The organism is Sphingomonas sp. OV641 (genome assembly GCF_900109205.1).
Classification (GTDB): Bacteria; Pseudomonadota; Alphaproteobacteria; order Sphingomonadales; family Sphingomonadaceae; genus Sphingomonas.
In genome coordinates this window covers 1-22,907 of record NZ_FNZB01000008.1, presented here as the reverse complement: position 1 = coordinate 22,907, position 22,907 = coordinate 1, and the positions used below count along the sequence as shown (strand labels likewise).

General features: G+C 66.7%; 24 protein-coding genes. 11 read left to right on the top strand and 13 right to left on the bottom strand.

The genetic code is table 11. The features are described 5' to 3' along the window. Positions 1–54 precede the first annotated feature (54 nt). Positions 55–378, top strand: coding sequence for a hypothetical protein (locus BMX36_RS18980; protein WP_093068040.1), 324 nt, complete (start codon positions 55–57; stop codon positions 376–378). A gap of 79 nt (positions 379–457) precedes the next feature. On the opposite strand, the gene BMX36_RS18975 is transcribed toward BMX36_RS18980, so the two are convergent. From BMX36_RS18975 to BMX36_RS18960, 4 genes are all read right to left on the bottom strand, one after another. Then, positions 458–1,264 (bottom strand): hypothetical protein, encoded by an 807-nt coding sequence (locus tag BMX36_RS18975; protein ID WP_093068038.1) that lies wholly within the window; start codon positions 1,262–1,264, stop codon positions 458–460. 43 nt (positions 1,265–1,307) lie between these two features. Further along, positions 1,308–1,784 (bottom strand): RcnB family protein, encoded by a 477-nt coding sequence (locus BMX36_RS18970; protein ID WP_093068035.1) that lies wholly within the window; start codon positions 1,782–1,784, stop codon positions 1,308–1,310. Between the two features lie 90 nt (positions 1,785–1,874). Continuing rightward, positions 1,875–3,302 (bottom strand): ATP-binding protein, encoded by a 1,428-nt coding sequence (locus BMX36_RS18965; protein WP_093068032.1) that lies wholly within the window; start codon positions 3,300–3,302, stop codon positions 1,875–1,877. Beyond that, on the bottom strand, positions 3,296–4,021 hold the full coding sequence (locus BMX36_RS18960; RefSeq protein WP_093068030.1) for a response regulator: 726 nt from the start codon (positions 4,019–4,021) through the stop codon (positions 3,296–3,298). Before BMX36_RS18960 ends, BMX36_RS18965 begins: the two co-directional genes overlap by 7 nt. A gap of 198 nt (positions 4,022–4,219) precedes the next feature. Here BMX36_RS18960 and BMX36_RS18955 point away from each other — a divergent pair, with 198 nt between their 5' ends. Both BMX36_RS18955 and BMX36_RS18950 read left to right on the top strand, forming a co-directional pair. Then, a complete protein-coding gene (locus BMX36_RS18955; RefSeq protein ID WP_093068027.1) occupies positions 4,220–4,882 on the top strand; it encodes a TetR/AcrR family transcriptional regulator in 663 nt (220 codons plus the stop codon). 80 nt (positions 4,883–4,962) lie between these two features. Next, positions 4,963–6,207, top strand: coding sequence for a DUF1254 domain-containing protein (locus BMX36_RS18950; protein ID WP_093068024.1), 1,245 nt, complete (start codon positions 4,963–4,965; stop codon positions 6,205–6,207). Between the two features lie 2 nt (positions 6,208–6,209). On the opposite strand, the gene BMX36_RS18945 is transcribed toward BMX36_RS18950, so the two are convergent. The 9 genes from BMX36_RS18945 to BMX36_RS18905 all read right to left on the bottom strand — a co-directional run bounded on the left by BMX36_RS18945 (position 6,210) and on the right by BMX36_RS18905 (position 16,376). Beyond that, entirely contained in the window at positions 6,210–8,021 is a 1,812-nt protein-coding gene (locus BMX36_RS18945) for a bifunctional 3-(3-hydroxy-phenyl)propionate/3-hydroxycinnamic acid hydroxylase MhpA (protein WP_164518941.1), read from the bottom strand. 2 nt (positions 8,022–8,023) lie between these two features. Beyond that, a complete protein-coding gene (locus BMX36_RS18940) occupies positions 8,024–8,857 on the bottom strand; it encodes a fumarylacetoacetate hydrolase family protein (protein ID WP_093068019.1) in 834 nt (277 codons plus the stop codon). Continuing rightward, the gene (locus BMX36_RS18935; RefSeq protein WP_093068017.1) at positions 8,854–9,870 is read right to left on the bottom strand and encodes a VOC family protein; all 1,017 of its coding nucleotides are present in this window, start codon (positions 9,868–9,870) and stop codon (positions 8,854–8,856) included. The genes BMX36_RS18940 and BMX36_RS18935 overlap by 4 nt, the downstream gene beginning before the upstream one ends. 23 nt (positions 9,871–9,893) lie before the next feature. Beyond that, a complete protein-coding gene (locus BMX36_RS18930) occupies positions 9,894–13,223 on the bottom strand; it encodes a type ISP restriction/modification enzyme (protein WP_218142214.1) in 3,330 nt (1,109 codons plus the stop codon). Between the two features lie 72 nt (positions 13,224–13,295). Then, positions 13,296–13,778, bottom strand: coding sequence for a hypothetical protein (locus BMX36_RS18925; RefSeq protein WP_093068014.1), 483 nt, complete (start codon positions 13,776–13,778; stop codon positions 13,296–13,298). Further along, a complete protein-coding gene (locus tag BMX36_RS22405; RefSeq protein WP_093068011.1) occupies positions 13,778–14,740 on the bottom strand; it encodes a TIGR02391 family protein in 963 nt (320 codons plus the stop codon). The genes BMX36_RS18925 and BMX36_RS22405 overlap by 1 nt, the downstream gene beginning before the upstream one ends. 27 nt (positions 14,741–14,767) lie before the next feature. Beyond that, positions 14,768–15,538, bottom strand: a complete 771-nt coding sequence (locus tag BMX36_RS18915) for a hypothetical protein (RefSeq protein ID WP_093068009.1) — start codon at positions 15,536–15,538, stop codon at positions 14,768–14,770. A gap of 162 nt (positions 15,539–15,700) precedes the next feature. Then, entirely contained in the window at positions 15,701–16,186 is a 486-nt protein-coding gene (locus BMX36_RS18910) for a hypothetical protein (RefSeq protein WP_241212659.1), read from the bottom strand. Next, a complete protein-coding gene (locus tag BMX36_RS18905) occupies positions 16,095–16,376 on the bottom strand; it encodes a type II toxin-antitoxin system Phd/YefM family antitoxin (RefSeq protein WP_093068003.1) in 282 nt (93 codons plus the stop codon). The genes BMX36_RS18910 and BMX36_RS18905 overlap by 92 nt, the downstream gene beginning before the upstream one ends. A gap of 469 nt (positions 16,377–16,845) precedes the next feature. Here BMX36_RS18905 and BMX36_RS18900 point away from each other — a divergent pair, with 469 nt between their 5' ends. From BMX36_RS18900 to BMX36_RS18865, 8 genes are all read left to right on the top strand, one after another. After that, positions 16,846–17,556: a DNA-binding domain-containing protein gene (locus BMX36_RS18900; RefSeq protein ID WP_093068001.1), complete on the top strand. Its 711-nt coding sequence runs from the start codon at positions 16,846–16,848 to the stop codon at positions 17,554–17,556. A 45-nt stretch (positions 17,557–17,601) separates the two neighbouring features. Beyond that, positions 17,602–18,528, top strand: a complete 927-nt coding sequence (locus BMX36_RS18895; protein ID WP_167509782.1) for a Mu transposase C-terminal domain-containing protein — start codon at positions 17,602–17,604, stop codon at positions 18,526–18,528. Continuing rightward, entirely contained in the window at positions 18,525–19,454 is a 930-nt protein-coding gene (locus BMX36_RS18890; RefSeq protein ID WP_093067995.1) for a TniB family NTP-binding protein, read from the top strand. Before BMX36_RS18895 ends, BMX36_RS18890 begins: the two co-directional genes overlap by 4 nt. Before the next feature lie 3 nt (positions 19,455–19,457). Further along, positions 19,458–20,666, top strand: a complete 1,209-nt coding sequence (locus BMX36_RS18885) for a TniQ family protein (RefSeq protein WP_093067992.1) — start codon at positions 19,458–19,460, stop codon at positions 20,664–20,666. Between the two features lie 115 nt (positions 20,667–20,781). Then, complete coding sequence (locus BMX36_RS18880) at positions 20,782–21,051, top strand: HU family DNA-binding protein (protein ID WP_093067990.1); 270 nt, start codon at positions 20,782–20,784, stop codon at positions 21,049–21,051. Between the two features lie 150 nt (positions 21,052–21,201). Further along, entirely contained in the window at positions 21,202–21,921 is a 720-nt protein-coding gene (locus tag BMX36_RS18875) for a S1 family peptidase (protein ID WP_241212658.1), read from the top strand. A gap of 59 nt (positions 21,922–21,980) precedes the next feature. After that, the gene (locus BMX36_RS18870) at positions 21,981–22,151 is read left to right on the top strand and encodes a hypothetical protein (RefSeq protein ID WP_225883565.1); all 171 of its coding nucleotides are present in this window, start codon (positions 21,981–21,983) and stop codon (positions 22,149–22,151) included. A gap of 1 nt (position 22,152) precedes the next feature. Beyond that, on the top strand, positions 22,153–22,788 hold the full coding sequence (locus BMX36_RS18865) for a hypothetical protein (RefSeq protein ID WP_093067984.1): 636 nt from the start codon (positions 22,153–22,155) through the stop codon (positions 22,786–22,788). Positions 22,789–22,907: the final 119 nt, after the last annotated feature.

The following is a 22,907-nucleotide window of genomic DNA, read 5'->3' as shown; positions in this document are numbered from 1 at the left end:
GCAACACTCCGTGTCACTTTGTGTCAGCCATCCGTTGCGCGGCACGGGCGATACATGCGCGACACGAACTGTTTCACGGCCATCATCACCGCGCGGGACGGGGTGGATAGAGCGGACGGGTCGGCGCCGTTGCCGGCAGTCAGCAAGGCTCCGTCACCGATCATGCCGCACAACGATTTGTCCTATCACCTTCGCCGCGCCGAGCAGGAAACCCGCATGGCGATCGGCGCGCTGGTGCCGCGCGCCGAGGCGTGCCACGCCGCCCTCGCCCGCCTGCACGCCCGCCTTGCCCTGCAATTGCTGACCGGCATGGCCGGCCCGGCGGGACGAGGCTGCCGCAGCGCCGCGCAGCCCGTGCGCGCCGAGGTCACGGCCTGAATTGGACCGACGCGAACGAACCGCCGCTTCGACAAGGAAGCGGCGGCTCGCGAGAAACCGGGGGTGGGCAGTGCGTGGGCTAGAAGCCGTCGCCGGGCTGGGTCGCCGGCATCTCCTGCGCCGGGGCGCCGGGCGGCGCGAGGCGGAAGGCGAAGGGATAATGTTCGCCGTTCCAGCGCACCGTCATGTGGACGACGCCCGGGCGCTTGCGCAGATCGTCGTACAGCGCGACCGTGACGACCCCGCCGAGGCTGGCGTCGGGATCGACGGTGGTGGTCTGCAGCGTCTCGCCGTCGATCCGGTCGAGCGTATAGTCCAGCCGCTCGCCGATGCTGCGCGCTGCCATCGCCCCCGCGCCGACTGCCGCGACCGCCCCCGCCGCGCCGATGCTGTTGTCCTGCCACGAGATCGCCCGCGCATAGGTGGCGCGCGGGGTATGCACGACGCGATAGCCGTAACGCGTGGTGGAGGCGGTGGAAGCCACGCCCGCCAGCACGCCGGCCAGCGCCAGCGCGCCGACCTGACGGTCGCGTGCCTTGTGCGTGGCGGCATCGGCCAGGTCGTCATGGGTGAGCACGCGCAGCGGCACGCGATCGAAGCTGGCGGTCACATTCTCCGTGCCGAAGTTCGCCGCCCGCCCGCTGCGATTGTACACCGCGACGGAAAAGGCGAGCGTGCGATCGTCGCGCAAGGGCAACGGCCGCACCTCGACCGCCCCGGCCAGGGTCGTCAGGCTGACGGTGGCGACGCCGCGGTCGAACCGCGCAGTCTCCGCGCCGATGCTGATCGGCTGCAGCGTCAGCGGGGGCGCCGCCGCGACGCTCGCCACCGACATGCCGGTCATGGCGATGGCGCCGGCCAGCGAGGCAATCTTGTAGAGCTTCATTGTGGGTCGTCCTGGTCTGTGCGGGGGAACGGCGGCGGCGCGATCACCAGACGCGCGGCACGCTGCGGACGATCACGCCGCTGCGGTTGATCAGCGTGATGTTGTTGTTGACGTAGATCCAGCGATAGCCGGCCGGCGCCACCGTCAGGCCGTAGAAGGCCGGATTGCTGACGACATAGACGCGCATACTGGCGGGCACCGTCGCGCCGACCACCCAGGTGCGCCCCCAATAAGGGCGCGGCACCGCATAATAGCCATGATGCGGCGCGTAGTAATAACCCGGCCGCGGGCCGTGGTAGCCGGCAAAGCCCGGATGGCCGTGCCACCAATTGGGGTTGTCGCGATCCCAGCGGACGGCGCCGCGCGTCGTGATCCGACCGCCTTCAGGGCCGACGATCGTCGTCCGGCGGACGGCATGGCCGTGGCGATCCTGCGCGGCGGCAGGCATGGCGCCGAGCGAGACGGTGCAGGCGGTGAGCGCGAGGGCGCCGACGATCGAGATGCCGTGATTGATACGCATGATGGTCGCTCCAGTTCTTCGAGGACTGGAGGTTTCGCCGGGCTGCGCAACACGACGACGAGCGCCGCGTAAATCATTGTAACAATCGCCTCAGGCGGCGCGCAGCCACAGCCCGGCGCGAAACCCGCCGCCCGGCCGGTTGGCGAGCGTCAGCCGGCCGCCATGGCGCACGAGCAGCGCCTCGACGATCGACAGCCCCAGCCCCGACCCGCCGGTCTGGCGCGCGCGCGATTGCTCCAGCCGGTGGAAGGGTTCGGTCAGCCCGGCGAGCTGGTCTTCCGGCACGCCCGGCCCCTCGTCCTCGACATAGACGATCAGCCAGCCGTCCGTCCGCGTCACCCGCACCCCGGCATGCCCGCCGTAGCGAATGGCATTGTCGAGCAGGTTGGCCAGCATGCGCTGGAAGGAGATGCGCGCGACCTGCGCCTGCGCCGGGCGCGGCAGCGGATCGACCAGGATGACCTCGCCCACCCCGCGGCGGACCTCGACCGCATCGGTGATTTCCGTGTCGAGGTCGATCACCTCGTCGGGAATGCGGTCGGTCTCGCCGGCGTAGCGCGCGAAGGTGAGCGTGTCGTCCAGCAGGACGCTCATCTCCTTCAGATCGGCCATGGCCGCATCGCGCTGACGCGGCTCGTCGATGAAATCGGCGCGCAGCTCCAGCCGGGTCAGATAGGTACGGAAATCGTGCGCCACCGCCGCCATGATGCGCGTGCGCTGCGTGGCGAGCTGCTTCAGCCGGCGGCTGCGGTCGGCGAACGCCGCGCCCAGTTCCTGGATCTCGCGCGGGCCGCCCGTCGGCCATTGCGGATCGGGCTTGCCCGCGCCGTCGCTGCGCACCGCCGCCAGCAGCCGCGACACCGGCCGCGTGGTCTGCCAGGCCAGCACGACGATCGCCACCACCTGCAATACCGCGATCACTCCGATCAGCGCCGGGAAGAAGCGCACCAGCCGGGTCACGACGGGCGGCGTAATCCGGACGATCTCGACCGCCACCCCGTCGCGCCCCCCCTCGTCGGGCAAGGGTACCAGGACACGGACGGGCACGTCGGACAGCACGCGCCCGCCGCCGAAATCGCGCAGTTCCTCATGATCGGCGACCCGGACGTGGACCGGTCGCGCCCCGAGCACCGCGCGATAGGCCGCGGCGAGATCGTCGGGCGACGCCGCCGCCTCGCGCTGCCACGCCATCGCGAGCTTTGCCGCCAATCGACCGGCAACCGCCGGCGCCACGCTCGGCTGTTCGCCGGGCGCCGGTGCCCGGACCAGCCGGACATGACGGAAATCGGTGCTCACCGCCGCCACCACGGCCGGGCGCACGTCCGCCGGCGCGCGCTCGATCGCATGCACGATCAGCGCTACTTCGTCGGCCTCCGGCAGGCGGTAGAAGGTCTGGCGCGGCTTGCCGAAGCCCACGAGCAACAGCACCAGCAGCGCCGCCACCGTCAGCGTGTGGAGCAGCAGCAGCCCGCCCAGCCGCGCGCGCAGCCCGCCGAACAGTCTGGACGGCTTCAGCATCGCGCCACCGGCATCGCGAACATATAGCCGTCGCCGCGGATCGTGCGGATCATCGCCGGCTCGCGCGGATCGTCGCCGATCTTGCGGCGGAGGCGGCTGAGCTGGACGTCGACCGCGCGATCGAAGGGCGTCGCCACCTTGCCGCGCGTCCAGTCGAGCAACTGGTCGCGCGTCACCACGCGCTGCGGATGCGACACCAGCGCCAGCAGCAGGTCGAATTCGCCGCCGGTCAGATTGACCAGCGCGCCGTCCGGCGCGGTTAGGCTGCGATTGCCGGCGGACAGCGTCCAGCCGGCGAAGCGGTAGATCGCCGCCTCTTCTCCTGCCGCCGCCTCGCTGCCGGCGCGCAGCCGGCGAAGCGCCGCGCGAACACGGGCCAGAAGCTCGCGCGCGTTGAACGGCTTGGCGAGGTAATCGTCCGCGCCCACTTCCAGCCCGACGATCCGGTCGACGTCATCGCCCTTGGCACTGACCATCAGGATCGGCAGCCGCGGGCGCGCGGCGCGCAGCGTGCGGCAGATCGACAGCCCGTCCTCCCCGGGCAGCATGACGTCGAGGATCAGGCAATCGAGCCGCTCGACCGGTGCCGAGCGGAAGAAGGAGGCGGCATCGGCATAGGCGAGCACCTCGAACCCTTCGCGGCGCAACAGGTCGGTGACGAGATCACGGATTCCCGGATCGTCCTCGATCACTGCCACCATCGTGTCCGCGACGCTCATCCCTCAGCTCCGTCCACCCGCGATCATCGCGCCGACCCGCGAGCGGCGCGGCGCCCTGCGGTGCGTAGCGCAAGCGGCGCGGCGCTGTGCCGCTGCCGCGTGACGGCGCGTAACGAAACGTAACAGAGCGATGGCGGCCACCCGCCCGGCGGTGACAAGTGACTGGAACGCAGCCGCCGCCTGCGGCATGCCAGCCGGGTGACGATCGCTTCCCCGCCAGTCCCCCAAGCCCGCGTCCTGCGCACCCGCAATGCCCTGCTCGCCGCCGGCCGGCGGTTGTTTGCGGAACGGGCGATCGATGCGGTGGCGATCGACGACATCGTCGCTGCGGCCGGCGTCGCCAAGGGCACCTTCTACAACCATTTCGACGACAAGGATGCGCTGCTCACCGCCATCGTCACCGAGATCCGGTCCACCGTCGAGGAACGGATCGCGACGATCAACGCCGGCATCGAGGATCCCGCGGTGCGCCTGACGCGCGCGATCTGCGTCTATGTCGCGAGCGTCGTCGAATCGCCGGCGGAGGGCGCGATCCTGCTTCACAACGATCCGCGCCGCTCGGCGAGCGAGGCGCTGAACGACGGCCTGCGCCACGATCTCGCCGCCGGGCTGCGTAGCGGGCGGCTGGCGCTGCCCACGGTGCAGGCCGGGCTGCTCTTCGTGATGGGGGTGGCGCACATCCTGCTCTATTCCACCGTGCGGCATCACGACGACTGGTCGCCGCTGGTGCAGACTCAGCAGCTGTGCGCGATGACGCTGCGCTCCTTCGGCCTGGCGCCGCCGGAGGCCGAGCTGATCGCCGCGCAGGCGGCCGACGCCATCATCCGCCCGCAGCGCCACGAGGCTGATCGCACCGACTGACCGTTCGGTCAGTTTGAGCTTGCCGATGCCACTGCCGCGCGGCAGGACAGGGCGCTGGACGAGGTCGAGGAGAGCGAACGATGCGCCACACGCTCGAGGAGCAGGCCGCAGAGGCATGGCTGTATGGCCTGCCGCTGATCGAGATGGCGGCCACCCGCACCCGCGTGCTGCGCCTGGGCGTGCAGCAGAACCGCCTGCACCACGTCCACCGGCTGCTCACGCCGCGCGATCGTGAGGTGACGCTGCCGAACAACGACACGCTCTATTCCAGCGCGCACCTGGACCTCAGCCACGGTCCCGCGACGCTCACCCTGCCGCCTGCCGGAGAGCGTTACCTGTCCTTCGCGCTGATGGACGCCTGGACCAACAATTTCGCCATCCTGGGCACCCGCACCACCGGGGCCGAGGGCGGCACCTTCCGCATCGTCGGCCCGTCCTCCGACGAGACCGGCCCGATGGTGATCCGCGCGCCGACCGACTTCGTCTGGGGGCTGGCGCGCGTGCTGGTCGACGGGCCGGCGGACCTGGAGGCGGCACGAGCGGTGCAGCAGGCGATCACGCTCGACGCACCCGCCGCGCGCGACTGGACGCCGCTCGCCAGCCGCACCGCCGACTGGGCCGACTATCTCGCCGCCGTCGATGCCATGATGGTGGCCAATCCGCCGCCCGCCACCGATCTCGCGCTGCGGCGTCGGATCGCGGGGCTGGGCATCGGCGAGGGGCGGTTCGATCCGACGCGCTTCTCGCCTGACGCGGCGCAGGCGATCGCGACGGGCGTGCAGCAGGCGCGACACTGGGCCGTCGCCGCCGGCGGGATCGGCGCACGCGCCGTGGACGGCTGGCTCCAGCCCGGGCACGGCGTCGGCGACTTCGGCCAGGATTATCGTTATCGCGCCGCCGTCGCGCTGAAGGGGCTGGCGGCGATGCCGTCGGTCGAGGCGCTGTACCTGCAAGGCACCGGCACCAGCGACGGCCTCTACGACGGCACCCGCCAATGGCGGCTGCACTTCGCCGCCGATACGCTGCCGCCGGTCGACGGCTTCTGGTCGCTGACGATGTACGAGGCGGCGGACGACGGGCAGATGTTCCTCACCGCCAATCCGCTGCAACGCTATTCGATCGGCGACCGGACGCCCGGGCTCGCAAAGGCGGCGGACGGCAGGCTGACGATCGCGATCGGCCACGAGCCGCCGGCGGACGTTCCGGAGGTGAACTGGCTGCCCGCCCCGGCCGGCCCGTTCGGCATCGTGATGCGCGCCTATCTTCCCCACACCGAATGGCTCGACGGCATCTACCGGATGCCGCCGCTCCAGCCGGCAGACTGATGTCAGCCGGTCCGCTGCCCGCTCAGCGGGAAGGACCCGAACGCCCCCGCCTTGGCCGATCCGGTGATCGTGTCGCCCTCGATCGTGGCGGTCATGTCGAGCGTCATCGGCATCGGCGTGGTGATCTTCTGCTGCCACGTCAGCGTGTTGCCGCTCACCGCGCCGGACACGTCGAACGAACCGGCGTCGCCGGCATTGGTGCCGGTGAAGCGATCGCCGGCGCTCTGCACCGTCAGCACCGACTTGCGCTCGCCCATCGGCGATTTCACGACGACGTCGTAGGTTCCATCGATCGACATTTCACTCTCCCGTATGAAGGCGCCGTCCGGCACCGGTGATTGCGCCGCCGTGGCGAAGCGATAGGCGGCCTGAAGATCGGACGGCGTCCCCGTCCCGAACACATAGCGGTCCGGCCGAACGAGCACCGCGGGCACGTCGCGCGTGCGCAGCCATTCGGCGATCGCCGCCGCGAACGGCGCCAGCGCGGGGTGCGACAGATCCGCGGCGCGAACGCCGCCCTCCCCCGTGGGGATCGGCGCGTCAGCAAGCAGCCACGCTCCAGCCCCCAGCACGTCATCCAGCCGCTCGCCCGCCGCGCCGAGGAATTGCGGGAAATAGTCGCCTGCCGCCGCCGACCCGGCCAGCAGATGCCCGTTCGCCAGCGCCGCCGCGGGCGGTCGCATCTCGCCCGCCTGGGCGCGCGCGGCGATCATCTGCACGTCGCGCGCGGCGGCGATCTCGGGATCGAGCTCGCAGACCGTGCGCCCCATCATCATCGCCAGCGCGATGATCTGGCGGACATGCGGCTCGCGCTCGGCCTGATAGGTGTCGAGCAGCGTCGCCGGCGCGTCCCCTGCGACCACCGCCGCCAGCTTCCAGCCGAGGTTGGCCGCGTCGCGCAGGCCCGAACACATGCCCTGCCCCGCGAACGGCGGCATCTGGTGCGCCGCATCGCCCGCCAGCAGCACCGGCCCGGCGCGCCAGCGATGCGCCACCCGCGCGTTGAAGCGATAGACCGCCAGCCGCTCGACCTCGACCGCGCCCTCGACGTTCCACGGCGCGAGCAGCGCGGCGACGAACGCCGGGTCGGTCGCCTGCTCGGGCGTCTCGCCCGGCCGCAGCATGAACTCCCACCGGTGCCGCCCCGACCCCATCAGCACGCAGGTCGTCGGCCGCGCCGGATCGCAGATCTGCAGGTTGATCGTCGGCAGCCGCGCCGCGTCATGCACGATCGCATCGATCACCAGCCACGGTTCGTCGAAGCACAGATCGTCCAGCGCGATCCCCGCCAGGGCGCGCGTCGCGCTGCGCGTGCCGTCCGCCCCGACGACGAAGCGCGCGCGCACTGTTGTTTCGTCCGCGCCGTCGGCGAACCGCGCCGTCGCACCGTCGTCGTCCATCGCCAGCGCCTGCAGCGTCCAGCCGGTGCGCAGCGTGATCGCCGGGTTGGCGTGCAGCGCGTCGCGCAGCGCCCGCTCGATCGACGGCTGGTGGATCATGTTCGCCGCCGGCCATCCGCCCGCACCGATGCGGTCCGCGCCATCGAAGCGCAGCAGCACGTCGCCCCTGGCATTGACGAAGTCGTAGCGCGGCGCCTGCCGGCACGATGCCATGATCGGTGCCGCCAGCCCGAGCGCCTGGAAGATGCGCACCGTTTCATGATCGATATGCGCCGCGCGCGGCAGCGGGTAGATGTCCGCTGCCTTGTCCGCGATCAGCACGCGCACGCCCTGCTGTGCCAGGAACAGCGCCAGCGCCGATCCCGTCGGCCCCGCGCCGACGATCAGGACGTCGCACGTCCGGTCCTGCGCCACCGTCAGTCTTCCGCCACCATCGTGGCTTGGATGGCGCCGATGCGGTCGATCTCGCAGCGCACCGTGTCGCCCGGCTTCAGGAAGCGCTTGGGCTCCATCGCCGCACCGACGCCGCCCGGCGTGCCGGTGAAGATCAGGTCGCCCGGCTCCAGCGTCATCGCGGCGGACAGATGCTCGATCTGCTGCCACAGATCGAACACCAGATGCCGCGTGTTCGACGCCTGCCGCTGCTCGCCGTTGACGAAGCAGCGGATCGCCAGGTCGTGCGGGTCGCCGATCTCGTCCGCCGTGACGATCCACGGGCCGATCGGGGCATGCGTGTCGAACGACTTGCCCAATGCCCATTGCGGGCCGGCATGCTGCCACATCCGCTCGGTCACGTCGTTGCCGACGCAATAGCCGAAGACATGCGCCGCCGCGTCCGCCGCCGCGATGTGCTTGGCGCGCCGCCCGATCACCGCCACCAGTTCCACCTCGTAATCGACGAACGGCGCATTGCGCGCGATCAGGATCGGATCATGCGGTCCGTTGATCGAGGTCTGCGCCTTGGTGAACCACACCTGCCGCTGCGGCGTTTCCATGTTCGATTCGGCGATATGATCGGCATAGTTGAGGCCGATCGCGAAGATCTTGCCCGGGCGCGGCACCGGCGCCAGCAGCCGCACCGAAGCGAGCGGCAGCCCCTCTCCCGTCGACGCCGACGCAAGCGCATCGCCCCGCGTGTCCCAATCGGCGATCAGGTCGATCATCGATCCTGCCCCGGCATCGACGATCCGGTCGCCGGCGACCACGCCGATCCGCGCCTCGCCGCCCTGCTCGTAGCGCGCCAGCTTCATGCCACTTCCTTTCGTCCGCGGCGGAACAGCTGCCGCAACCTGATGTTGAACGCCATCAGCCGCCCGACATTCTCGAAACTCGGCGCACGCTTGCCGGCGAGCGCCGGGAACGGGCTGCCCCATTGCACGTCGAGCATGTCGCGCACGGTCGCCTTGTTGGATCCGTCCTCGGCGGTGAACAGATCGCCGTCAGTCCAATGCTCCAGTTCGTGCCCCCAGGGATCCTTCCAGTAATCGAAGATCTGGCTGCCCAGCTTGTGCCGTCCCACTCCCCAGGCCGCGTTGCGCCCCCTGGCCTTCAGATGCGCATGGCCCAGCATCAGGTCGTCCAGCCCGGCGACCTCGAAAGCGGCATGGTTGAACCCCGGCCCGCCGGGCAGCTGCGCCAGGAACAGCGTATGGTGGTCGGTCGGCTGGTCGCCGCGGTCGCAGCGCATGAAGGCGCCCAGCGCCACGCCCGGCGCCGCCTCGATCTCGTCGGAGGTGATGAAGCCGAAACGTTCCTTGTACCAGCGCTCCGATCGCCGGAAATCCGCGACGTTGAGCACCGCATGGCCCAGCCGCCGGACGCGCGAAGGGCCTTGCGCCAGCCGCACCGCGCTGCGCAGCCGCCGCCGCAGCGCCGCGGAGTTGAACCCGCTTTCCGGCACGTGCGCCCCCGCCTCGTCCCACGCCTGCCCGGCGACCGCCTCCACCGCATTGCCGTCCGGATCGCGCAGCCGGACCACCCAGCCGCCGCCCGGCGCATCGAACGGCTCGACGCGCGCGCCCTCGCTGTCCGCCAAGCGCTCCAGCGACTCGCGATCCGCCAGCCGCAGGCCCAGCCCCAGAAATGCCGCTTCGCCCCGCTCGGTCACATGCGCGAACGGCGCGCCATCCGATCCGCGGCCGTACAGGCGCCCGTCCCGTTCAAAGCAGGAAAGCCCGAACTCCTCGAGAAAACGGCGCATTTCCGCCAGGTCCGGCGCTGCGAAGCGCACATGCCCGATATCCTCTACCCGCGTGATGCTCATCACCGCGCCTCTATATTGACTGTTTAGTCATTGTCATCGACGACGACCTGGCCCGTTTCATCCCTCGCGGTCCAGACGATCGCGTCCGCTCGCGCTTCGTCATGCGTCGCATTCAGCGCCGGTCCCATAGCGAGGATCTCTGTGATCCGACGCGCCGTTTGTGCGAAGTGAAGCACCTCTTCACCACGAAGCGGTCGCCCCATAATCGCCGTTTCGCGGTACGAAAGCCACTTCTTGAGGGCCTGGTAGCCGCCCGCAGTGTAGCTCCACACCTTGGACGGCACAGCCCGCCAACCCGCCGTCCCGTTCATCTCGATGTCGACGGCTCTATCACCGGTGACGTCCAGCAATGCAGCCAACGAAAGGCCGTGCCGGGTTGCGATCTGGCGCAGAGCCTCCAGTTCCGCCTCGGTCCACTCCCTTTCTGTCGCCATGCCCGCGCCGGGCATGATCAGTCGCGTTCCGCTGTCCTTCCGCTGTACCGAACCCCAGCCCGCGGTGACCTCGTAGGACGAGCCGTAGGGCAATCCGATCGAGGACAGTCCCGGCAACAGCGCCCCGCGGCTGACACCATCCACGGCCACCTCGACATCGAGGAGAGCCGCAAGTCTTGCCCCCAGCGCCGCAGAGCGCGCGAACGTCTCGTTCGACGCCGGGATCGGGATGCGAGGCCAGTCGACACGAAGGGCATCGATGTACCGCGCCTCGTAGACCGGCGCATTCAGGGTGGCGAGAACGTGGTCGAACAGCTGGTCACTCGTGAGATCCCGCTCGGCCAGCATCGTCTTCACCGACTTGGCGAGGTTCGGCTCGACATTCTGGGTGTCCTGACGAACCCGGGCCGGGAAGATCGACACGTTGCTCTCGACAAGGTGGTGATCGCCGAGAACGCTGACGGACTGGGGCTTGTAATAGACCCCCATGCGGTTCCGGACGCCGGCCGTGAGGAATCGGTTTCCTACTTCTGCATTGGCGAAAAACTCGGGGCGTTTCTCGTCAATCAGCTTGGTGTCGGGGTCCCAATATGCCCAACGAACGTCAAAGGGCCGGTAGGCATAGCGCACGATTTGGCCGAGTTGATATTTCCGCTCGATCAGCGCTTTGCGCGTGGTTGCCGCGTTGTACCGTTCGGTCGTGTTCACGAGAGCAGGGTGCGACTTCGCGAGCTCGGCGTCCGTCGTCTTCGGGTCGAGATAACGCTCGATCCTGCGCTCAAGCGCGTCCCGGTCGACGTCGACCAGGAACTCGTCCCGACTCGTCTTGACGCCCGGAAACCCGACAGGCAGCAAGCTGGGTAGCAGAGGCCATTCAAAGTACGCCGGATCGACGTCGAACGGCATGAACTGCAATCGCATCGGCAAGGTCGGAGCCACGGACTCGTAGAGGGTCGCCGGGTCGGCTTCCGCCGTCGCGGCAAGCGCCTCCCTCTTGCCGGCGCCCCAGATGTTACGGAAGCCGATCACATCGGTCGGCTGATGATCCTGGTGGCGCACCATCGTGACGATCGCCGTGCCCACCTGGATGCCGGCAGGGTTGGCCGTGGTCGCGAACACGGATGGGTCGGCCGAGCCATCAGGCGTGCGCTTCCCGGTCTTGTACTTGTCCCCGTTCAGACAATCGACGTTGATCGTGTCGAATGCCTCCAGATATCGCTCCCGCATGCCGGAGCAGCTGGAGCTGTCCAGCCAGCTGTAGTTGGAGATGAACGACACCACGCCCTGGCCCGTCTTCTCGGCAATACGCCGCTCAGCCATTCGAAAGAAGCGGACGTAGAGCTCGTTCAAGCCCTGGCCCTGGGCGGGGGCGACCTTCTTCACCTTCCGGTACTCGTTCGAGAGCGCCCGCTCCTCCGGATTGGAGGACACGCCGGCGAAGCCGTCATAGGGCGGGTTTCCGAGTACGACGAGGATCGGCCTGGTCTGTTTCACGGCATCGGCCGAGGCCCGCTCTTCCTCCAGTTCCGCGAAGGGCAGGGGCTTGTTCGTGTGCGGTTCCCACCCGGTGAGGGCGTTGGTCAGGTAGATCCCCGGCCGCGCATCGTCGGGTATCGGCGCCCCCATGTTCGAGAGCGTGATGCCCGCCTGCATGTGGGCGACGACGAAGGGCGCCGGCATGATCTCGAAGCCGAACACCCGGTTGCAGGCGGCACTTCGCAGTCGATCCGCGACGGCAGAACCGAGCCCATGAGCAGCCAGGTTCGCCTCAATCCGGCGCAGGACGGAGTTGAAGAAACCCCCGGTGCCGCAACAGGGGTCGAGGACATAGACCCGCTCGTCAGCGAGCCCATCCGAAATGCCAAGGTCGTGCTTGAGAGCACGGTCGACGCGCGCGACCATGTAGTCGATCACCTCGACCGGCGTGTACCAGACTCCGAACTGCTTCCGGAGCTTGGGATCGAACGCCTCGAGGAAGGGCTCGTAGAAGTACTGGACAGCGCGTCCTTCCTCGAAGCGCTTCAAGAACTCCTTGGCGTCGATCCGGTTGAGCGTCTCGCCGGTCCAGTCGAGCACCTCGACGAGGTCCAGCTTCTTGATGTGCTTCGGAGCGGTGAGCTGCTGAAACAGTGTCGCCACGAACGGCACATGGAGGGTCCATGCAGCCGAGTGCCAATCGAACCGCGCAGGGTTGCGCGGTGTGGTGCGCGCCCAGATGCCCCACGCCGAAAACAACCCGTAGAAGAGCGTCTGGATGAGGGTGGACCTGAAGAAGTGATCACCCTTCTCGCCCTCGAAGGTGATCCCGAGGGCATCCTCCAACGCGGTACGGATCGTCTTAAGCGCCGGCAGATCACCAGCGGCCTCGACCCTAGCCAGTGCGTCGCGAGCATAGGATGCCAGAAACCACGCGACGTCCTTGGGTTGAACGAGAGCGACGTTCTGCGTGAAGGCGCGCCGAAGATACTCGACGAACGCGCGGCCGACTGACTTGGCGGCTTCAGCCGGCTCTTGAACGAGGGACCAGAACTCGGGCGCGCTCTGCGCGATCGCGAACGCCTCCAGACGTGCGGCCTGGCCGTCGGGTCCGCGTCCGACCAGCTGGAAGGCGCGCAGGTTGGTCACGAGGACCAGTCCATAGCCTTCGAAGTATTTAGTCAGCTGCTTGGGTGTCGACTTGAACAGGCTGTCATCGGCGACGCCCTTGACCTCTACTACCCCGCGCTCGGGCGCCTGCCCCGGCCGCGGTGCGCCCTTCTGAATCTGCCGCGCTGCGAACAAACCGAAATCGGGGCTGCCGGCGCCGGTGTTGGCGAGCTGCGACACGGGCAGCACCTTGGGCCGGAGGGAAGCCCCCACGCGCTCGAACAGGGTGTTCAGCGCGGGATAGTAGGCGGTCTCAGGCGTGCCGGCCCCCAAAGCATGGACCCGACGGACGGCTTCGAAGAACTCCTCCGCGATCTGTTCAGGATTGTATGCCACTCTGCCCCTTCACGCTGATGCCCGGCTCGCAAACCGTGCCTCGATCCTCCTGTTAACAAGCTGCGTGACCTTTTGCGCGACTTCTTCAAGCGTCGCCGTCAACCTGTTGAGCTGCGACAGCGTCCCTGACAGCTCTGGTCCATAGCGGGCTGTCAGGTACTCCCTCCCGCTGGTAAGCCGGTGCAGATGATCGGCCGTCCGCTGGCGCAGGACGAGACCGCACTCTCCCGCTCGCTTCGCGCGCGCCCCGAGGTCGTGCTGCAGCCCACGGACTGCTTGGGGTGTCTCGCCAGCATCAAGCATCAGCGCGTTCAGGTAGAGCTCGATCGCGTGGATCGCTAAAACGCGGGCCGGAGCGAGCTGGTGTGGCTCCGATCCGTGAGACCGCGCCATCAGATGCAAGCAGCTACCGCGAAACTCGTGTGCGAGGTTGAGGATCTGCCAGGCGCTCGCCGCCGAACCCGGGTACGCTGGCACGATGTCGTCAGGCATCAGCTAGTGCGTTCCTCGGAAGCGGGAGGGACTCCGTTTTCCATCGTTTCGCTGGTCCCGTCCATCTGTCGTGGTTCGGCCTCATCGACAAAGCTCAATAGCATATTCAGGAGTAGAAGTTCTTCGAACGCGTGATCGTCTGGTACATCCGGTCGATGCGCACGGGGGTTCCTGATCGTGCCAAAGGCCCCCTCAAAGAGCTTCACCCGCGCGATTACCTCGCCCTTCTCTAAGTCGGGCCATACGAGAGGTGCGTTGTCCTCAGAGAAGGCGTTGTTCCAAAATGCACCCTCGCGCTGACCCCTTGACCTGCCCTTGGGCAGCTGCGTTTTCACTCGATGCTCGATGTCTCGAGCGACGTCACGCAGAACCTGGTCTGGCTTTACAAAGAACTCCTGCGCGGTTGAGCGTAGAGAAGGATGAAGCAAGGATAAGGGCAGGACGGGTCGGCCGTACTCCCAAGTCCTTCTCTCACGAAAGTAAGGCGCGTCGAGGTAATGAGTGAAGTGCTGCCTCCGTCGTACGTCACCACCATTGCGAATGAGCTCGATATCCTCATCCAAGAGCGCACAGTGTCTCGCGCGTAAAAGGACGTCTCTTCTTACAACCGCATCTTCGGGGTAGCAGTCGCGATCGACCAGAAGCTTAATTGAACTCGCTAGTGCTCGAGCACCTTGGCCGTTGTAACCAGAAGTGAGCCCGCCGCGTACAACAACGGCACCGTCAGTTGTTTCGATCAAGAGCGCGTGGTCACCGTGCCCGAACGTATCGAGATCCGAGATGATCCAAGCTTTTAGAGGCCTGGAGCACGTACCTAGAAGAACAAGTAGGTCGCCGATAGCTTCGTCGCATGTAGGGCCGCCTATATACCGGGGTTGCCCGGTGTCGTTACCTCGCTCCCCAACGAGAACGGCCCAGGCATAAGCGCGGAACTGTCTGGTTACGTAGGATCTTATAGACACTTGCTGGACCTCGCCTCCTGCGGTGGGTCAGAACGCGCCTTCGACGACATCATCATTTCTGGTCCCGCGAAGCGCGTCCCTCTGTTCCTGGAGCTCGGCTTCGCGTGAGCAATGATACCACTCGTTGCCCGCGGTTCGGCACAAGTCGATCGACTTCGCTTCTTGCTCGAGACGCCGCTCTTTGCGGCAGTGGGCATCACGATTGCGTGCGTCCGAGGCAGCACACATCATGTGGGAGGAGTAGACACGGTCCACCAGCGCCAGCTCCGAAGCGCTGAAATTGTTCTGGACCAAGTTTTCTCGGGACCGGGCCTGCAGCTTTTCGAGCGCACCCGGCGTATTCCTCACCTCATCCTCATCCAGCTTGGTCAGGGCATCATCGCTTTCGTCGCGGCTCGACTGGGCGTTTACAATGTCCGGCCGAGCAACCTTGCCAAGCATCGTAGCCAGCGGGCCGCGGAGTGCTGACACGTCGACGGAGATGATCGGGCTGCGAGGATCCGAAAGGTTCGCCTTCACCTGGTATGCGAACGGCGCATCTTCGCTACCCTCCACCCCTTCAGCAGAGATATGAAGTGTGCCCGAGCATTCGACGCTCTGGTTTGCACGGTCCACAGAGGTACTGGTCACGTCGCCAGCAACGAAGGAAAGCTTGGCCAGCCACCCGGCTTTAAGTTCGTCATATCGCTCGGCGAGAAGCTCGTCGCGGGGCGCCTGCGCGTTCTCTCGGACGACGTCATACGCCTGAGACAGAATGGCATCAGAGACACAAACCTTGGGATCACCGCTCTGAAGCATCGACTCCGGTGATCCCGAGCAGGCCGCGAGGGCCGCCAGCCCAACTATGCAAGCGATGTTCCGTGTTCGCATCTGTGCCTTCCCCCAACACAAGCTATTCGCCCATTTACAACGGATCGCCTTAGGCCATCTCGACGGTACGGGGACAAGCCACCTGACTATTCAGTCGCGGTCGACCGGCCGACCGATCCCGACCGCCACCATCGTATCGAGGACGCGCTGGAGCAGGCTGGAGGGCAGGAAGCCGTAGCTGGTGGACGGCTCGCGCCCGGGGATCGGCCGCGTGTCGTAGCCCGGCCACGCATAGCGGTTCCACTCGCTGACCACGATCCACGACCGCTCGCCGGAAAGCCCGAGCTGCCGGCGAACAGCTTGCGGCATCTCGATCGCGACGTCGTCGGCGCCGGGCTCCTTGGTCGTGAAGGGAACGACATGGACGAGGGGAAGACCATCGCGGCTGACTGTCATCAGCACGACGGCGACAGGTCGGTCCTTGATCCCTTCGTCGCGACCCTCGCGATACTCACGCTCCCAAAGATAGCTGTAGTTAAGGACTTCACCCGGCTCCGGCAGCTTGGAACTGCCTTTCGGCTTCTTCGCTGCCTGGCCCGGGTTTGACGGCACGGAGCGCGTCGAGGGTTTCTTCATCCAGATCCTCCGTGCGCCCGGCGACCCGTTCACGGCGTCGCAGGCGCTCATATTCGTCCACAGGAACCATGACGAAGCGCACCCGGCCGTTGCGGCTGACGCCGACAGGGCGGATCATCGCCTCGTCGGAATAATGGCCGAACTGCTTCTGCAGCGTGCCGGACGGCACGATTTCCATGCTCTTCGCCATGAGCGGCGCTCCAATCTTGTCGCAGTTACCGTGGTAGGATCTGTTTCAACCGCCTGCCCGCGGGCTGTCCTTCACCAGTGCGTTGCGGATCTCCGCTTGGCCTAGCGGCCGTTCTCTTTGCACATCGGGACGTCTTCAGCGTGTATGGCGGTCTTGTTGCGTTGCGTTTGTCTGTTTCCGAGCGTTACCTGGAGCAAGCCAGCCTGAAAGGCTGACAGGCCGGATCATGCGGATAATCCGGGAAGCCGTCAAGACCTGGTTCACCCGGCAAAGATGCACATTGTTTATTCCAGTAATATCCCTTCCTGGAATAAAGGGGCACGTGTATGGTCCCGATGTCGCAGTTCCTGAATAGGTGGACTGCGGCCTTGATTGCCGGTTCGCCCGGGCATTCTGCTCCCGAAACGCTGGACTCATGCCCTGAAAAGATAGACTTTGTCCGCAGTCCAAGCGGCAGGGTTGTGAACCGATGCGCGAGGCGGGAACGGACGGTGCGAGTGACGCAGCCTTTAGCGAGGCCCATCGCCGGGAACTCGTGATCCGGCCTCTTGCCGCCAAGGTCACGATCAATGCCCAGACCGCAGCGAACGCTGCAGCCACCTTGGGTCTTGGACGCTCCCGCCTGTTCGAACTAATCCGGGCGTACCGCGCTTCACCGGAGCTCGCCTCGCTTCTCCCGGGCAAGCGCGGTCGGGTACGGGGCGAGCGCCGGTTGCTGAGCGAACAGGAAGACCTGATCCGCCGAGCGCTCCGCGAGGTTTATCTCACCGCGGAGAAGCCGAGCGTAGCTAGCTTGCGACGTTGGCTGCGTCACGAGTGCCTGAAGGCCGGCGTCCCAATCCCGAGCGTAAAGGCACTGCGCGCTCGCATCGCGGCGCTTCCGCCGGAGGACATCATCGCCGCACGCGAGGGCACCAAGGCGGCGGCCGACCGGTTTCGGCCGGTGCGCGGCCGCCTTGAGGCAGGCTACGCACTCGAACTCGTGCAGTCCGACCACACGCTCGTCGACGTAATCGCAGTCGACGACGTGTACCGTCGGCCGATCGGCCGGCCGTGGATCACGCTCATGATCGACATTGCGAGCAGGACGGTGCCGGGCTTCCACCTCACGATGCTGCACCCGTCGGCGGTGTCGGTTGGGATGGCCATGCGCCACGCCGTGCTGCCGAAGGACCCCTAGCTCGCCGAACGCGGCATGTCTGCGCCATGGGGCAATCAGGGCCTGATGGACCGTCTTCACCTCGACAATGCGCGGGAGCACCATTCGAAGGCATTGAAGCGCGGCTGCCGTACCTACTCGATCGCGCTCGAGTACCGGCCTCGCAAGCGTCCCCATTATGGTGCGCACATCGAGCGGCTGATCGGGACGATGATGGGCGCCGTCCACCTGTTGCCCGGCACCACTTTTTCCAACGTCGCCGAGCGCGGCGACTACCAGGCCGAAGGTAAGGCGTGCATGACGCTGGCGGAGATCGAGGCCTGGCTCGCCGGGGAAATTATCGGGCCGTACCACGCAGATATTCACCGCGGGCTCGGCATCCCGCCTGCGACCGCTTGGGACGAAGCGGTTGAGCGACGGACGGAACTCATGCGGCTGCCCGCTGATCCGGCCGCGTTCCTGTTCGACTTTCTGCCCTGCGAGGTGCGGGCGGTCACGCGCGAAGGGATCGAGCTGTTCAATACCCACTATTGGGATGATGCGTTGTCCTGCCATTACACCCGACCCGGCGGCAAGCTGCCCGTCCGGTGGGACCCGCGCGACCTTTCACGGATCTGGCTCGAGCTGCCGGACGGTGACCATCTTGAGGTGCCGTACCGCGACCTTCGCCGGCCAGCGATCACCCGCTGGGAGCAGCTGGAGGCGCAGCGTACCCTGCGCGAGCGGGGCCGCGGGGCTGTCAACGAGCAGCTCATCTTTGACGCTGTCGAGACGCAGCGCTTCATCGTCGCCGAGGCTGCCCGCAAGACTAAGGCGGCCCGGCTCGCCATGCAGCGCACCGCGACGGCGCTCGCGGACGCTCAACGCGTCCGCGCGGCCAAGCACTCTGATCTGCCAAAGCGTGCCCAGCCGGCGCCTGTGTCTGGCCAATGCCCGCCACCCGCGCCTCCACTGGGCGACCTTCCGTTCTTGGTCGACGAGAAGAGAGGATGACCAAATTCGCGCATCTGGCGGAAGGCTACCGCGACCAGGCGCTCTGGCCGGACGATGAGCGTGTCGCATGGATACGCAAGGATCGCTGGGTCGGTTTTCCGAAGGCGGAGAAGGTCCGGTCGATGCTGGGCGAGTTGCTGGCGCACCCGCCTCGCACCCGCATGCCCTGCCTTCTCGTCTTCGGGCAAACAGGGATGGGCAAATCGCATATCGTCGAGCGGTTCGCGGACGAAAACCCGCGCACCTTCGATGACAGAACGGGGCTGGCGACCGTCCCGGTCGTCGCCGTGCAGCTGCCGCCGGAGCCGACCGAGGGCGAGTTCTACGACGAGATCCTGGCCGCGCTGGGTGCGGGCTTCGCTGGTGGGTCCGATCTCGGACGCGCCCGGCAGCTTACGCGCCGGTTGATGGGGCAGGTCGGCGCGCGCATGCTGTTACTTGACGAGATCAACCATATGCTGGCCTGCACACCGCGCCAGCAACGCATTTTCCTGAACACGATCCGCTACTTCGCCAACGACCTGCGAATGCCATTGGTCTGCACGGGCAACCACGAGGCGAGGGCGGCGCTCTTGACGGACGCAGCGCTCGCCGATCGCTTCGATGCGATCGAGCTCGTGCGCTGGCGAGATGACGAAGCCTTTCGGCTGCTCTTGGTGACGCTGGCCGCCATCCTGCCGCTCCGAAATCCGTCGCCGCTCGCCGAGGACTTGTTCAGGGCCAGGCTGCTGGAGCTGACCGACGGGAATACCGGCCGTATTTTCCGGCTTGTTGAGAACCTCGCCGTTCGGGCGATCCGGCGGGGCGCGGAGATGATCGGTCCCGAAGACTTGGACGCCGATGATCTTGTCCTTCCCAGCGTCACCATGAAGGAGATCGCGAAACGACGAGGGCGGCCAGGGTCGGGCGCGGTGGGCACTGCATGAGCGATGGTAGTCGACGCATCCCCGCTGCCGGTCGCCCCGCGTCCGCATCCGGACGAGCTGATCTCGTCCTGGCTGGGCAGAACTGCGGCGGTCTACGACATGGAAGTGGAGGGGTTGCGTGCCAGCCTGCTGCGGAACGGCGACGTCGCTCCTGGCGGCGTGGACGTCGAACTCGATTCCGGCGAGCGGGATCGTATCGCTGAGGCGTTCGCATTGGCTCCGGAATGCGTGGCCGCGCTGGAACTCCGACGGGCTTGGCCGAACCTTGCCGTGGATTGGCTGCGCTGCACCGATCGGGCCAGACATGCCCTGGACCCTCTGCACTCTTGCTGGTGTCCCACTTGCCTTGAAGAAGGTCGAAAGGCAGGCGGGGCTTACCTTGATCGCGACACAGCTCTGCCGCTGGTCCTCTGTCATCGTCATTTGCGGTGGCGGTATGAAGGCTGCCGCAGCTGCGTGCCCACTCGCGGGCCGACCTTTGTGCACATCAACGGCGCGACCGAACTGATCTGCCCCGACTGCCGCAAGCTCCTTCACACCATTGTCCATCGTGTCCCCGCCAGCGAGTGGGCCAGCGACGATCGGCGCGGCGCCCGACAGTTCGAGATGCTGCTGGCATTTGAGAAATGCTTGCGAGCCGCCTGGCTCGGCCATCCGTCGCACTGGTTCGGGGTAGGCGAGGTCCAGCCGTCCGAGTTCCTGGCTCTGCTCGACGATCTGACAAAGGCGCTGCTCGCGCGCAATCTGGACCAAACCAGCTTGATCAACCGATATCAAAGCGAGTTCATCGGCGCTGTTCCGCATCACCGGCCTCGCAATTGGGCGGACGCTTCCTTCCCCAAGCTTTCACCGAGAATGAGGGCCAAGGTACTGTGCGCGGTGATCGCAATCATCTCGCGCGAGGAGATTAGCGTGCTGTTCTCCCTTTGGTACTGGACTAGGTCGTCGGGTTCCGAAGTCAAGACCCAGAAGCTCGAGTGGTTATTCGAGAACGCCACGACACGCGTGCAGGCCATGCTGATCCGAGGCAGCGAGCGGTGGCCGGCAGCCCTGCGGGAACGCATGCGCGTCCTGCATGAAGCATCAGGGATCGACGTCGATGATGTACTTGCACGCTTTGAGGCGATCCGGGCGGAGCTCGGCTTCACCAGCCTGATCAGGCGCCCCGGAGATCCAGGTTGGCGCGGCAGTCTGGCGGACCTTCCTGCCTGAGGACTCACGGCTGAAGCGGGACGGCGATCCCGGTCGGCAACGGGCGGAGCGACGGTTTGCCGCGGGTGGCTTCGCCGCTATGACATCGGCTCGGCAAACAGGGGAAGCGGACAGCATGAACACCAAGGATCTCGCCAAGCAGGTCGCCGACCAGCTCGGCACGACGGAGAAGCAGGCGCGCGAACTGCTCGACGCGGCGCTGAACGCGATCGGCCAGGCAGCCGCGGCGGGTGACGAGATCAACCTGCCGGGTTTCGGCAAGTTCAAGGTGAAGAGCATGAGCGAGCGCAGCGGCCGCAATCCGGCCACGGGCGAGGCGATCACGATCGCGCCGTCGAAGAAGCTGACGTTTACGCCGGCCAAGGCGCTGAAGGATAGGCTCTGAGCGTTCGTGGCCGAGCGCAATCGAAGGCCTGCTTCGAAACCGGTCGATCTGAAGGAGGCGCTCGAGCGCGTGCCCTGGGCGTCGCGCGGGCGTGACACGCCAATCTCCCGCCTCGCACGATCAATCGTACCCGTCGGTAACAAGGCGGGCGTGCCTAAGGGCGACCTCGCGCTCCATATCGCGATCCAGGATCCCGTCCATGAGGACTGGGTCATGGACATTCAGGGCACCGCCTTTCAGGTCGGGCGCGGCAAGCTCTACACCTGCTGGCACGTCGTGGAAGCGCTCCGCTTAAAGGAGCATGAAGCGTACCTCTGGGCGAACAGCCGGCTGAACGGCGTAGAGGCGCAACGGCCGTACCCGTTCGCGGCCGTCATGCGCTACTATGACCAACGATTCGAGAATGGCGGACCGGGGATCGACGCCGGCATCCTGATCTGTCCTGCGACCGAGAGCGAGGAGGCCCCCTACAACGTGCCGCCGGTTACCTGGGGCGACTCGACCAAGGTCGGGGTAGGCGACCGGGTGCTGATCGGCGGTTTCCCACTCGGCAAGGCGATGTTTTTCTCGAACGCGACCAACCGCGGGCTGGTCCAACCCTCCTTTTTCGAAGGGATCGTCAGCGCAGTAATCCCGGCGATACAGCGCGGTGAGACGCGACTGTTCCAGATCAGCTCGGTGGCGCTTGGCGGCATCAGCGGTGGCGTGGTGTGTGACTCGAGGACGGGTGCGGTGCTCGGCATGGTAACGAGCGGGCTCACCGCGGGCGAGATCAGCCTGCCGATCACCTACGCGATTCCCAGCGAGGTGCTCCGGCCCTTTGCCGATGCAATCAGCTTCGATGTCGGCGATGGGGAACGATGGCGCTAGTCGGGCCGGCGCCATGGACGCCGCTTGCGCGGCGGGGAGGGGAGGCGCATATTACCGTCATGGCGACCAGGTCCGACACGATCACCACCAAGGGCAGCAAGCCGGGCGTGCTCGGGCGCAGCGCAGCGACGGGCCGTTACGTTCTGGCGCCGGTGGCGACCAAAAAGGCGACCGTCTCCGACCAGCGTATCGCCGCGGCAGTGAAGAGCGTTTTGGCCAAGAAGAAGTAGCTTGCCGGCCGTCCAGACGTCGACGGACGACGTCTTCATCAATTGTCCCTTCGACGACGCGTTCGCGCCGACGTTCCGGGCGCTGATCTTTGCCATCCTCGTCTGCGGCTTTCGCCCGCGCTCGGCGCGCGAGCTAGATGACGGTGGCCAGACCCGGATCGACAAGATTTTTGCGCTGATCGAACAGTGCCGCTACGGCATCCATGACCTGTCGCGCACCGAGCTGGACGCGGTTAACAACCTGCCGCGCTTCAACATGCCGCTCGAACTCGGGCTGTTCCTTGGCGCCAAGCGGTACGGCGGCAAACATCAGAAAGCCAAGCGTGTCCTGATCCTCGACGTCGAGCAGTTCCGCTACCAGCGTTTCATCTCCGATCTGGCCGGCATGGACATCCACGAGCATGGCGGCGACCCGGCTCGGGCGCTCCGCGAGGCGCGTGATTGGCTCGCCAACGTGTCGCGCCGCGAGTTGCCGAGCGCCGACCGCGTGCAGCGCGTCTATGAGGCGTTTCTGGCCGATTTGCCCGATTTGGCGGCCGTGCTAGAGTTCGACCCCGATCGGATTCCGTATGTCGACTTCGAGCGGATCGTCGGGCGATGGCTGATCGAAGCGCCCGCGGCGATCGGGGCCGCGTGAGACACCTAAAAAGCCGTTACGCTTTGTTGCCGCCAGTTAGAAAAGACACATTCTCCGCCAGATAGAAATGACACCGCCTCGTGGCAGCGGGGGCAGCGTGGAGCCCCCCAAGCAGCGCA

Bases quoted from the DNA above. Each gene is read 5' to 3' on its own strand.
- BMX36_RS18885 (WP_093067992.1), top strand. From the start codon at position 19,458: ATGGTAGTCGACGCATCCCCGCTGCCGGTCGCCCCGCGTCCGCATCCG.
- BMX36_RS18870 (WP_225883565.1), top strand. From the start codon at position 21,981: ATGGCGACCAGGTCCGACACGATCACCACCAAGGGCAGCAAGCCGGGC.
- BMX36_RS18925 (WP_093068014.1), bottom strand. From the start codon at position 13,778: ATGCCTGACGACATCGTGCCAGCGTACCCGGGTTCGGCGGCGAGCGCC.
- BMX36_RS18895 (WP_167509782.1), top strand. From the start codon at position 17,602: ATGGACCGTCTTCACCTCGACAATGCGCGGGAGCACCATTCGAAGGCA.
- BMX36_RS18950 (WP_093068024.1), top strand. From the start codon at position 4,963: ATGCGCCACACGCTCGAGGAGCAGGCCGCAGAGGCATGGCTGTATGGC.
- BMX36_RS18965 (WP_093068032.1), bottom strand. From the start codon at position 3,302: ATGCTGAAGCCGTCCAGACTGTTCGGCGGGCTGCGCGCGCGGCTGGGC.
- BMX36_RS18915 (WP_093068009.1), bottom strand. From the start codon at position 15,538: ATGCTTCAGAGCGGTGATCCCAAGGTTTGTGTCTCTGATGCCATTCTG.
- BMX36_RS18975 (WP_093068038.1), bottom strand. From the start codon at position 1,264: ATGAAGCTCTACAAGATTGCCTCGCTGGCCGGCGCCATCGCCATGACC.
- BMX36_RS18935 (WP_093068017.1), bottom strand. From the start codon at position 9,870: ATGAGCATCACGCGGGTAGAGGATATCGGGCATGTGCGCTTCGCAGCG.
- BMX36_RS18940 (WP_093068019.1), bottom strand. From the start codon at position 8,857: ATGAAGCTGGCGCGCTACGAGCAGGGCGGCGAGGCGCGGATCGGCGTG.
- BMX36_RS18910 (WP_241212659.1), bottom strand. From the start codon at position 16,186: ATGAAGAAACCCTCGACGCGCTCCGTGCCGTCAAACCCGGGCCAGGCA.
- BMX36_RS18960 (WP_093068030.1), bottom strand. From the start codon at position 4,021: ATGAGCGTCGCGGACACGATGGTGGCAGTGATCGAGGACGATCCGGGA.
- BMX36_RS18890 (WP_093067995.1), top strand. From the start codon at position 18,525: ATGACCAAATTCGCGCATCTGGCGGAAGGCTACCGCGACCAGGCGCTC.
- BMX36_RS18905 (WP_093068003.1), bottom strand. From the start codon at position 16,376: ATGGCGAAGAGCATGGAAATCGTGCCGTCCGGCACGCTGCAGAAGCAG.
- BMX36_RS18970 (WP_093068035.1), bottom strand. From the start codon at position 1,784: ATGCGTATCAATCACGGCATCTCGATCGTCGGCGCCCTCGCGCTCACC.
- BMX36_RS18900 (WP_093068001.1), top strand. From the start codon at position 16,846: ATGCGCGAGGCGGGAACGGACGGTGCGAGTGACGCAGCCTTTAGCGAG.
- BMX36_RS18880 (WP_093067990.1), top strand. From the start codon at position 20,782: ATGAACACCAAGGATCTCGCCAAGCAGGTCGCCGACCAGCTCGGCACG.
- BMX36_RS18980 (WP_093068040.1), top strand. From the start codon at position 55: ATGCGCGACACGAACTGTTTCACGGCCATCATCACCGCGCGGGACGGG.